Raw genomic sequence first — 13,660 nt, forward strand, 5'->3', positions numbered from 1 at the left:
TTATGTCAAGATATTTACCACCTCTTTCAGTTTTAATTTCTTTAGATAAACTACCATCAAATTTGGGGTTTATTGAAAGTGGATTGGATACTGTATTTTCTCAACTCTATTTTAGAGACTTCTATTCAAAAAAAAGCTACTATAGTGAAGAGGCACATTACAATATAAAAATTGTTAGTAAAACTAGATTAGCATTAAACCTTGGTGGTGATGATGGATTTGCTTTAGTGCTAAATCCTAGCTTTGTAGATGGAGAAACGTCAGATTTCCCTATGTATATTACTTACAGTTGGCCACTATTAAAATATATTAATGGCTTTGATATAAGCAGCTTTGATTTTTCATTTTCATCAATCTTCTATTTACTTCTTGATATAGGTGATATAGATGAAAATCAACTTTTTAATAGTGTGATAGATACATTTTATCCAGATTATAGTGAAGATGGCACTGAAGAACCACTTCAGAAATTTGTTGATGATTTTAATGCTAATAACAATCCTCCAACACCATTAGTGTTTAATGAGCTAAATGGTCAAATTGAAATTATAGAAGATTTAATATTGCAACTGTCTTCTAATGGAAATGACTATAGTGTTTTTGAATTCATTTTGAATGATTACTTTTTAGCAGATGATGATTTTGGATCCATTGGTTATAAAATAGAACGAATCTTTTATTCATTTTTCGGACAATTTAATGTTGATAACCTATCTCATTTCCTATTACCGAAATTCTATGCGTCTCTTACCAATTTGTTTTTAGCGCTCGAATTTCCAAGAACATGGTTACAACCAATTAATCCTGCAACATTAGAAGTTGTTGAAGATGAGTCTATTAAATCTATGATAACGTATAATGCTGGTAGTTTAGCATTTAGTTCTGAATATGGTTTTGAATTCAATCAATTAGATTCATTTAATTTAACACCATCTCAAATAGGTAATACAGGTCTTATAATAGAAATCCAAAACCTAAAGTTTGATTTCCGAACAGACAAAAACGTACCAGAAGCAACAGCAGATGGAAGACCAGATACATTTAAGGGAGTTTATGTTGAATATGCTGCTATTACGTTACCACCAACATGGTTTAATGATGATGAAGTTGTAGGCGGTATTACCGCAAAAGTAGCTGGTTACAACATGCTAATAGGTACTGGTGGTGTTTCTGGAACTGTAGCTTTAGAAACCCAAACGTTTAGAAATACAGATGGTACAATACTTAATTATTACCAAGACTATTTTGAATTTGTCTATCCGATAAAAACCACACATAATGATGCAGAAAACCTAGTAGTTACACCAATTAATAATCATACAGAATTAAAAAGCCAATTAGAGACACATAACGCTACGCAGTTTGTATTTCCATTGAGCCTTACTAAAGTTGGAGAAACGGAACCAACAATTTTTGAAAATGTATCAGATTATTATTCCTATTTAAATATACTTTACGATGATAGCGATGAAAATAATAGACCACGTTTAAGTAAGCGCATTGGCGACAACGGTTTCGAGATTTGGTTTACAAGTTTCGATATGACGTTTCAGCAAGGTCATATTGTAGAGTCCAACATTCAAGGAGGTTTAAAAATTCCTAAGCTAAAAGATTCAACTGGTGAAATTGCTAATATTGATATTTTTGGTCATATAGATGATGATGGCGGTTTTAATGTTACGGCATCAGAACAAGATGGCTTTCGACCTATAATTATACCAGAAGTTTTAAATATTCAGGTTAATTCTTTAGAAGTGGGTAGGGAAAGTAGTGACGATCCATTTTATATTGGTACAGCCTGTGATATTACATTCACTAATGAAGTTATCAAAAAGTTTATAGGAGACCAATCAATAAAAATAGAACGACTACGTATTTATAGCGATGGTAGTTTTGAAATTGTTGGAGGTGCGATTTCTGTGCCAACCAACTTTACATTAAAACTTGGACCAGTAGAGGTTTCTATTACTGGTATCAATTTTGGTTCTTTTCAAGAAGAGCACAATGGCGTAATGCGTCGCTATAATTATTTTGGATTTGATGGTGGCATTAGTTTAGGGAATATTGGTGTAGAGGCACGTGGAGAAGGTGTAAAATATTTTTATACGGTAGATAATGGACCAGCAGTAGGCAATGAAGGAGATGCAGGCTACCAAGCAGCAAAAGAAGCTCATTCTTACATTAGAATAGAAACTATAGAAGTAGATTTAACCATTCCTGGCAATGCAACAGCATCTGCTGCAACAGCAATTATTAAAGGTTGGTTATCCATTAACGAAGTAGAATACGCAGGTGGTGTATCACTTAAATTACCAAAACTTAAAATGGCAGGTGGTGCAGATATGCGCTTACAACCAAAACCACCAGCATTTTTAATAGATGCCTATTTAGATATTCCTATACCAATTCCATTAGCATCCACAGGATTAGGGATTACAGGGTTTAGAGGTATAGCAGGTTTTAGGTATGTCGCTGAAAAAGAAGCTGTTGGTTTACATTCTCATGATGATAAGTGGTATGATTATTACACACATCCCGAGCGTGGTATTAATGTTAATAAATTTAATGGACCAGACAAATCAGAAAATGCAACAAATGCATTTAGTATAGGTGCAGGTGTTACTATTGCGACTATGGGAGCCAGCGATGTTATATCGCTAAGAGTAATGGTGTTATTGTCTATTCCAAGTATGTTAATGATTGATGGGAGAGCAAGTATTCTAAGTAAAGAATGGGGATTAGACGATACAGGAGAGCCACCGTTTTTTGCTTATATGATTTTAGCCGAAAACGGTATAGAGATTGGTGCAGGTGTTGATTTTAAATTACCACAAGATAGCGGTGAAATTATAGACCTCCATGTGTATATGCAAGCTGGGTATTTTTGGGATAATCCTTCAGGATGGTTTCTCAATATGGGAACTCGTGAAGATCCAATAACAGCGAAGGTATTAACCCTTGTGGAGATGGAGAGCTTTTTAATGCTGTCTGCAAGTGGTATCGAAGCAGGTGCTAGGATTTCATTTGATATTGAAGAACGTTTTGGACCTATTGGCGTTAAAGCGTGGCTATTAGCTGAAGTTGGTGGTTTCATTAGTTTTGAAAGACCACAAATAGGTGGTTTTATGACCGTTGATGCTGGTGCTAAAGTTGATTTATTTGGAATTATTACGGTAGGAGTATCCTTCTTTGTGCACTTTGCAGCAGAAGCAGCAAAACCATTTTTAATATATGCCGAGATTAGAGTATGTGGTCGCATTAAAATAGCTTTCATTAAGATTAAAGTATGTGCTACCGTTAAAATGAAATGGGAGAAGAGTAGAGAAGTTGATACTAAAACTATCCCAGCTATAGCAGAAGCGTTAAGAGATCAAGCGGTGAAAGGTATAAATATGCTTACTGGAGAGAGTTTTGAACTCATTAATTTTGGAGAAGAGCCACCTGCTACTACTGATTTATTAGATGGTGCAATTATACCTTTAGATACTTATATAGATATCAAATTTGATAAAGCAGTATTACCTGGTGAAATATCTGAAATTATTGGGAGCTATAACAACCCACCAGAAAATTACGAGGATTTAATTCCACCAGTAAAAGTGATTAAAGGTAATGAATTACGACAAGTAAAACACCGCTATCAGATCACTAACATAAGCATTATGGCCGCTAATGAAGAAGGAAATGCTTGGGAGCCATATCATCCTTATGAAGCGATTATTAATGCAGAAACAGCTCCAGTAGGATTGGATCTTTCTAATTTACGTATAGGTCATTGGCAAAAATCGAGTAAAGAATATAATGCGATAAGAATTTTAGCAACGTCTCCTTTTTCTTATGCAGAACAAGGGGAGCCAGGTTGGTTTATTCCAGAACAATTAGGTTTAACAAATGCCACATTTTTCTGTGAAGGAGAAGAAAGAACAGCCCAATGTGCTAATTGGTTAAATATACCATTAAACACTAGTTATAATACCGTTAATCATTTCCCATATTTCCATTCCCATCAAGATTTGTTCTTTGATATATCTCAAGGGGAGTCATCAAATGTCAATGGTATCGAAATGAGTTCGGTTGCTACTGTAGTTAATGACGCTAATACTTTTGGTTTTAGTCAATCCTTACAGTTTCCTAATTCGAGTACTTTAGAGTTTAAATTCCCACAGCCCTCCGTTGAAATTTCGTTTAAAATAAGTACTAATGCTCAATCAGTTGAAGTGACTTATTATAAATCTTTTCTTCCTGAAGGTGGCTATTTAATCGAATATGAAGTGGTTGAATCAATTACCTATTCTCAGTCCCAATTATCTAATAATAATGATGGAGTCACATATATTAACGAAGAGATGATCCCTATAAGTAAAATAGAGATTAAACCAGTTTTAGGTGCTATACAAGCTGATATAGATGGTATCTATGAACAAATAGAGCAGCTGTTTAATGACACCTATGAACAATTAGGTAGTGGCACTCCCGAGGGTGCAAATGTAGAGGTGCCATTGGATGCAGCAAACTATTTTCATTTATTAAATCAGTTAGAAACGATACAACACCAAAGTTGTGTGCCTGTAGAAGGGGATTGTAAAAAAGATGAAAAAATATGTGGGCTATACGATCTCTTATTTGAAATTTTTAAAAGAAGTTTTCCTGAACAAATAGATTCTAGGGATGAAATCAGGGATTTTATATCTCAGTATAAATTATTTGTAGAAAACATACATAGTGGTCTCCCCCAAGAATTTATAGAAGCTAATCTCCAACCAACATTAAACGAATACAGTACACTTTTAGAAGCTATTTCAGAAAATCCAGATGTAGATAGATATTATCAAATGCGAGAAAAAGCAGAGATTATTATTAACAAACTGAATGTTTTAGGTAATTGTGATTGTTCTCAAAATAATGTTGATTGTGACGAGGATGATATACTTTGTAATTATTATGAGGCCTTAAATACTGTTTATACAGATTGTATTCAACCTGCATCTACTATTAATGAGGTCCAAAGTAATCTTAGTTGTATCGGTACTATTATTGAGAGTGTAAAAACTTTTGATACGGAATATCAACACCCTACTATTAGTGCTATGGATATTGAAGATTATCTTGCTCAAAATCTTACATATTTATCTAATACCTATGCTACATTAATAAGTTATTTTGAAGGGAATAGTGATTTAACAGAGTCACAAGCCTTAACGCTTTACAATAACGTTGCTGTTATATATACACAAGTAATCGTTTCCCTGATAAGTCAATTAGGAAATTGTAATTGTGAAGATCAAGCGAATGAACCGCAATTAAGGTGCAATACACTTTTACACTCAATTTGTTGGAAATCTGTAGAAGATTGGACTTATAACCTAAATATACCAGACCAAGCTGCGATACAACTAGATTATGAGGCCATGGTTGCAGGTATTAATCAAGTAGTTGATCCAATTTGGAGACCAAATACAAGGTATTACATCGCGTTTGAAGTCAAGGATATTGTAAATGATGATGAAAGTCTAGAAACGTTTAAATATCATTATGGATTTAAAACTGCAGGTACCATTGGTCATTATCATAATGCACCAAATGTTGTCTATGGAAATCAGTACGATACGAGTACTAATGAAATAATTAATAGAGATGAGAATGGTAAGTTAACCAACCCAGATCAATATGCTTTAACATCAATAGAGCAATATATAGACTATAGACGTTCATATCCAAATGCTGATGGTAATTTACTTCAGTCAAAACCATTATTTTACAGTCAAGATTATGCCAAATTATTATTGTTCTATATAAAGCCTTACGTAGCGCATATGTTGAAAGACATTTGGAATGGTTACGGAACAGAAGATGTTGATGGAAATTATCATTTACCGACAATTACTAACACAAATGGATTGCAAGCATTAAAAGTATTCATTCAAGATCCTGTGACAAATATTCTTATGGAGCACCCAATGCCACCAGAAGTCATTGTGGATAACATTCCTCAAACTGTTGAGCAATGGGATGTTGATACTGCTCCGCCGATGCCCTTAATGCTTCAGTATATGCAACATTTTGTAGAGGCTCAAGGAGGTAACTGTAATTTTAATCCTGGTGAAGTTATAAAACCGGCAAGTCAATACACAACTGTTAATTTACACAACTTAAAGCCACGTAAAATGTACACGGCTATTTTCACAAATACATTTGAAGACGTCACAAAACAGATTCATAATTATGTTTTCCAAACCTCACGTTATTTGAATTTTGATGAGCAGATAAACAGTTATGTTCTAGAAGCAGATGAGAATGGGATTCCAACAACCCAAGCATTGTTTAATGTCAATCTTGACCTTACAAGTCTGATAATTGATGATGTGTTTGCTATAGTTGGAGGCCAAAATACTACTAATGATGATTTAGAATCTCAATACATTGATTATTTAGATCGAGTGTTAGTTGGGGTATTACGAATGCCTCCATTAGACCCACCAGTTACTACAGAATTTAATGTAATAAGAAATCAAAATAATAATGAAGCTATTGGGTTATTAATAAGGAATCCTGAACCATTTAATGATCCTAAAATTCCGTTAGAAATTATTAGAGGTATTGATAATTCTCAAGCTATTGAAGAGCAAGGTACTATTGCGGTTGCGTTAAATGAGTCTCAGAGGGATTTGGCATATACAGTTCTATATTCAAAAGATTATTCTCAAGCATTAATTATGCATTCGAGTAAAAAATTAACAACTGATAGTTTGGATATTCGCTTTCAATATAAGCTGTGGGATGGAAATAAATATGATATTGTTGATCCTCCTGTTACTGTGAATTTAATATTAAACCCTGAAAACTAAAAGTCCAAATGACATTTATAAATAGATATAGTAGAGATAAAGTAGAAAATCGATACGCTTTCAGTAAGGAGTTTATTGAAAACGGAAAAAGGTTTGTTTTAGCAATTGGTACAGACTCTGAACAAAAAGGTTTGGTTACATGCATTGATAGTATTACTGGAGATGCTATCTGGGAAAATGTATATTGGCAAAAAGGTGTAGATCAAAATTCGTTCAAGCAAATAATTCAAATTAATAGCGATAAGTTAGATAAAGGTGCTTTCCAATATATTATTTTAGTGCAAGACTCTACTAATGTTTTCTTTGTTAGTATTGACGTGTTAGGTAATATTCTTTGGTCAAAACAAGGCAATTTTAAATTTGATGGTAATTATGAACTCTTTCTAGAACCACTAAAAGATTTATCTGGCTTTTATTTTGCATTTTCAAAATTAGGTGCTGTAACAGCTTCCAATATTGCAGATAATTATATTGGAATTTTCGATAAAGTCGGAAATTTATTGAAAGGGAAATCTATTGATATTGATAAAGAAAATGATTTTTTGTTAACGAGTTTAACAGCTAATAAAGATGGAGTTATTCTTGCAGGTAGTATCAAAAAAGAAAAAATAGGACATCAGAATGCTATAATTATAGATTTAAATAATGATTTGAAACAATTACCTAGAACTGTATTTGTTACTAACCCTGATATTTATATTTCCGATATTCTAGATTTGGACGGTAAAATTTTAATTTCAGGTTACGCTAAAAAGCAAAATAGTCTATACATTTCATTGATTGATAATTTGACTTCATTAACAATTAAAAAATTTCAATCACAAGAGGTATATACAAATGGACTGATGTCTAGTAAGAATGGGTTTTATGTGCTTGGAATTTCCTCATCAAGTTCAGGTGATGTTTTATATCATTTTGATGAGAGTCTTACACTTAATTGGGTAAAATCTTTTGATGCAGATGGAACTACTCAGGTGAATTCTATTAATAATAATATAGAAACTCAACAAATTAACTGTGTCATCTATAACCGCTCTATCCAAACCTCTATTTGCTTAACCAATGAAGCTTTGGATAGCTGCCTAACAAAAGTGCTAAAAACACCAATCACTGTAAATGAAAAAAATGATTTAAAGAAGATTGATATTATTTTAGAAGATACCAACTATGAAATTATTAATACGGAACCAAGTAAGAATGGAATAGAATCAAATAAAATAGAGTATTGTCCTACTACAATTGTAGATTTAAAAAAGAGTGAAATTATCGCTAATCCAGATTGTATTTTACCTTCTGGAGGTCAATCTACTGTAAATGTGCAGTTAATTGATCTAAATGGTAATTTGGTTACCAATGGAAGTAATACAGTTTTAATTAGTACCTCCTTGGGTAATATTAGTGCTACTACTAATAATAATGATGGCACCTATTCTGCGATTTTAATGGCTACAGGTATCGGTATAGCAACATTAAGCTTTAATGTAAATGGTAATAGTGCAGCACAAACAGCTAATGTAACAATTTCTAAAAATTGTGATGATAATAATGGTGATGTAGATTTAGGTGTCAGTACTATTTATGCCAATCCGACTCAAATACTGGCAAATGGGATTTCCACTTCTACGATTACTGTTAACTTATTGGATAGTAACGGAAATCCAGTGACTACTAACCAAACGGTGACTATTGTATTTGCCAATGGTAATAATTATTCGGCTATTTTTGTAAGTAATGGGCAAGATGAAGGTGGTGGTGTGTACACTGCTGTTTTACAATCATCAAGCAATAATCAAGAAAACGTTATTCTTAGTTTTAAAGTTGGATCTAACGAAGCTATTGGAAACACTGCAACAGTTGATATATATAAACGCTTTTTTATAAGTCCAACTAGTAGGTTGCAATCTACAAATTTATATATGCAAGCTGCTGGTTCAAAGGGGAATGACGGAAGTCTTAGTGGTATGCACTTAAGATGGATTCTTAAAGGTTATTTAGGAAATACGCATTTACCAAAAGGTAATCATGCGACTAACAATAATAATTTCAATAAGACGGATGATTTTGTGCGAATCTACAGAGCTCTTTATGTGCCTCAATATTTAGACTTAGATTTTCAGGAAGCTAGTCCTAACGTAGTTGATAATAACAATCAGCTTTGGATATACCATATTAGCGGAAATCCATTTTATGTATATTTTAAGAATTTGCAAAAATATAACGAAGTTAAAGCATCTATTAATCCATTAACTTCAAGTTATAGTTTTATACAGGCTTATGGAAAAGAACTTATTGAAATAGATCATAAAACAACGCTGTCTTTTGCGGTTGAGTTAGAACCTTCTTCTCCTTCAACCATTATTGAGGCAGAAACTTTAAGTGTAGAAAATAATAACTTAAGTGCAATAAAATATCTGACAGCAAGAAGAACCTTTACTGGTACAGGGCGTTTTGTTGAAGAAAATATTAGAACTATTAGATTTAAAACAAAATCTAATAATATAAAGAGAATAAGATTTGAGTTGTATGCAGATTCTTTAGAATATTACACATCACAAGATAAATGGACTTCATTAGGAGCTTATGCTTTAACAACAAGTGATAGTGAAGCAATAAATAGATTAGAAGATCTATCAGGTTCAGCACCAATTAATGGGCACTGGCCAAGATTTAATGATGGAGAAACCGTTAATAAAGCTAATTACTTAGATAGATGGAATGGACAAGAAGTAGAATCATATGTGCTTGATCCTGAGTATTTCGAATATTATGATCGACGTTTAAAAACAGTTGTTAGACGTTTTATTGAGATAAGTGATGACGACCCTAATAACCCTATTGCAGAAGAAGCCATTCCTTTCAGTGATATTTTACCAGAAGGGGTTGAGCAAGAAGATGACATGCAAAATATTTCTAATTTAACTTTAATTCAATTGGCTTCAATGGATTTTCATTTGGCTAGAATATTAGGTTTAGGACATATAGATCGCGCAATAAATCTTAGCCAAATTGAAGAGAAATATATCTATGTAGCGGAGTATTTTACAATAAGTGATCTTTCAAATGGTCAAACTAATAATGATGAAATACAACACTTATACCTGTCTCTCCCAACAGCTATGGTAAATGAAAGATTACCAATGCCTGTGAATTTGTTAGAACCTATTTTAGGTACTACCAATTCAGATAATAATATATCAAACTTATTAGATGAAGAAGGGTATTTATATGATGGCAAACAGCGTTTTATTAGTCTGATTAATGAGGAACTTTTGGACAGTCAAACCAACGTAGCTTTCTACGAAACTGAAAATCAATTTAGTACTTCTGAGTTTACAGAACCAGTTTATGCTGGTATAGAGTATAAGCGCTTTGAATTAGGAAACCCTGATGCTGCTAGTTGGAGAAAACCAGAACTTTCTAACAATTCTGAGTTTTATAATTATTCAACTGATGATCCTTTAACTTCAGCGAGTTATGAAACTGTACCTTTAATGTTACCAGATGCTAATGAAACCTTATTTCTTCATAGAGAAAGAGAGGAAGGCTGGCATCGCTATGGCTCGTACGGAATAAATTGGTTTGGTAGATCACAAATGAGTACTGTTTTTTGGGATTTAGAAACCCTTTTTAAGCCTCAAAATAGACTATTGCCTCCAAGTAATATTAAGGCTTGTTTGGTAGTTGAAGAAAGTCCTTTGATGTTAACCTCTGCAAATGAACAGGAAATGCATAATACTTTAGTCGAAGCTGAAGCTATAGATAAAACCTTAATTAGACTGACTTTCGATCATCATATAAATCAAGATAGACTTGTTTATCAAATTAATGATGAATCTATGGGTGGTTATTCTGATCCAGTAGAAGATAAAGATTCAATATTTAAAGATAGTCGGGAGGTTTTTGCGGATAAAATTAATCTTTTCTTTAGAAATAGACCACCAGCGACAGTTGCAGGAAAGATAAAATCTATACAAGAACACACTAATAATGCTTTAGCAGTAATCAGAACAGAATCCTATGTTTTAAATAGTACAGGAGAAACGATCAACCCTAATATTGAAACGAGTCAATTATCACATTATGTGGGAAGTATTTTTATGTTTAACACTATTAAATATATTGTTCATGAAGTAATAGAATCTAATATTTCTGGAGAAGGTCCAATTTTTAATGTTTACAAACAATTAGTGTCAGAAGCGATGTTGAATGGTACTGATCCTGACCCAACATTACCCTTAGCTTTGCCAGTATTCAATGGTATTACTATGTTTAATGCGGTTGAAAACATGCTGACTGATAGTAATTGGCAAGTAGGCTCATCGACGGCAATTAATAAATTAGATTTTCAAATTGATATAGGTTATGATTCTTTAAGTGATATCCATAGAGAAATACTTGAAGAAGAAAGTATTAGTGGTGTCCCTGAGCAGATTCTTGAAAAATCTAGAGGTATATGGTGGGATGCAGCAATCATTACTGAAGAATTAAGATTGCAAACTAAATTACCAGAAGAATTTGATAATGAGGGCAATGTCATTACTGAAATGCGGCATGTTGGAATGTATAAGATTACATTTCCTGGATATGATTTAGCCCATCATCCACAATATATGTCCCATAATGTAGATTGGTATCAAGGAATTGTAAGGATACATACCCAAAATAATCCTACTAAAAAACGTAAAATTTTAGAAGTTGTTAAAATAGAAAATATCGGTGTTGGTGAAGACTTGGTGATTTATGCTATAGATCCGCAATATCCTGTAAATGTCGCTGATGTTAATTTAGTCGATGGATTTGATCCAATTTTAATTGGAGAACAAGAGGTAAACTTTTATCCAGGTTATAGATTATATTTATATCATGATGTAGCACACCATTTAACAGAGGATGCTATTTTACCAAGCGCAGGTGAAGGGTTGAAATATTCAATTTTTGGATTACAAACAGAAGACCCATCGCATCCTGATGATGCTGTAAATAGCAATGGATGGTATAGATCTAAAATTAGTCAACCAGCACAGTTTTTCGCGCAAGAAATTATTAGACCTCAAACACCACTAATGTCTAACGGTGAAGAATTTGTATATGCAACAAGACCTGATACCTTTGGTAAGTCTACTTTTACATTAAAACCAGGATTTACGCACATACCACATGGTGTTCAATTTTACAGAAGTAATGATGATGCAATTTTAAATGCATTGTATAATTCTGCTACCGTGTTAAAAATTAAAGCAAAATTAAAGGAAGATATTGACCCGAAATTTCACTTGGTTAAACGCTGGCAAAATTTACTTGGCTTTGATTTTGAGTATGACGAAACATTTCAAACAGATAATGAATTCTTTGAATACCCTGAAAATGAAGACGGCTATCGTTTTCCTAATCCAGATAAATACCAACTATATAAATCTATAAATGATATTTTAGAATATAGAAACAATAATTATGGCACAAGCTATGATTTATATGACTTAGGTGATCCAGATAATGACACCATTAATGGGGATATTGGGACATTAAGTTTAACAGAAATTGTTATCCCATCACTAGAATTAGAAGGAATTGATGATTCTGTTACATTTAAAGATTATATAAAATCGGTAATCTTCAATGTGTTTACTCCATTGACAGAGATTCCGATAGTATATGATAATATTAATGAGTCTAATTATCAACCAATACCTAAAAAACAGGTTGTTCGTGATGATAATGGCACATTGTTGTCACCTACAGATTCTAAGTTTGATATGGCACCAATGGCAAAACTAATGTCTCAAGAAACCATTCAAGATTTGCAAGCAGAATTTCCTAATATGGAGACTGGAGTGTTGTTTACAGATTTTAATCTAGATGGCACTTCTGATAATCTTTACTTCTATGCCATTAGGGAAATGGGTAACACCATGCAATTAGGAGATTACAGTCCAATATTAGGGCCTATTAAGCTGGTTAATACTAAACCACCGCAAACTCCAGAAATTAAAAGAGTGCTTCCAATTTTAAAAAATGCCAATTTAAATATTCTTCCGAGTGTAACAGTTGAGGTGAATGCTTATCCAAAAATTCAAAACATCAAGCAATTAAAGTTGTATAGAACGTTGAATCCAAAGAATGCCTTATCAGTAAGGACAATGGATTTAATACAAACAATTGATTTAGATGCAGATAATCAATTGCTTAATAATATTTGGAAAATAAAAGATGAGTTCACGGACTTAGGATATGTTCCTTATGGAGATCCACTCTATTATAGAGTAACTTCGTTAAGAGAGATTCAGTATGTTGATGGTAGTAATACCGTAGGTGATAATAATTCTTTAATAACAGAATATGCACCTTCAGAAGCTTCTAAACTCTTAATAAGTAGTATTGTAGAAAATGCGAATCCAGAATCTCCAATACTACATTATAATTTTGATCTCGATACGGAAGATTCGAATGTAATAAACCATGTAATTCTTAAGTGGTATAAAAAAGTGCACAATGGCAAATACCATGTATATAAAATGAATAACCAAGGTAATTGGGTTAATGTCCATACGCTTACTTCCAATGAGATTGAGTTGCAACTTTTATTAGCAGACACGTCCTTAAACAATGGTTCACTTATTATTGAAAATGAAGATAGTAATCCTATTTACCATCATTTTAAAGTTGTTTCCGAAAATTCTGCAAGTATGTTAAGTACAGAAGATAAAATACTAACCATTCCTAACGTAAATAGTATAGCAGAGAATGAGGGTGTTGGAGATATGATAATAGAGAACACAAATATAGTTAGAGAAGACGAAGACCAAGATAATTAGATA

Annotated in this window: 2 protein-coding genes; both read left to right on the forward strand. The window is 32.8% G+C overall.

The features are described 5' to 3' along the window. The first annotated feature begins 2 nt into the window (after positions 1-2). A complete protein-coding gene (locus HSX10_RS16275) occupies positions 3-6,845 on the forward strand; it encodes a hypothetical protein (protein WP_173589312.1) in 6,843 nt (2,280 codons plus the stop codon). Between the two features lie 8 nt (positions 6,846-6,853). Continuing rightward, a complete protein-coding gene (locus tag HSX10_RS16280) occupies positions 6,854-13,657 on the forward strand; it encodes an Ig-like domain-containing protein (RefSeq protein ID WP_173589313.1) in 6,804 nt (2,267 codons plus the stop codon). The last annotated feature ends 3 nt before the right edge of the window (positions 13,658-13,660 follow it).

Source organism: Winogradskyella undariae, assembly GCF_013285155.1.
GTDB lineage: Bacteria > Bacteroidota > Bacteroidia > Flavobacteriales > Flavobacteriaceae > Winogradskyella > Winogradskyella undariae.

Excerpts from the sequence above, each read along its gene's own strand:
- HSX10_RS16275 (WP_173589312.1), top strand. The coding sequence starts at position 3 with ATGTCAAGATATTTACCACCTCTTTCAGTTTTAATTTCTTTAGATAAA.
- HSX10_RS16280 (WP_173589313.1), top strand. The coding sequence starts at position 6,854 with ATGACATTTATAAATAGATATAGTAGAGATAAAGTAGAAAATCGATAC.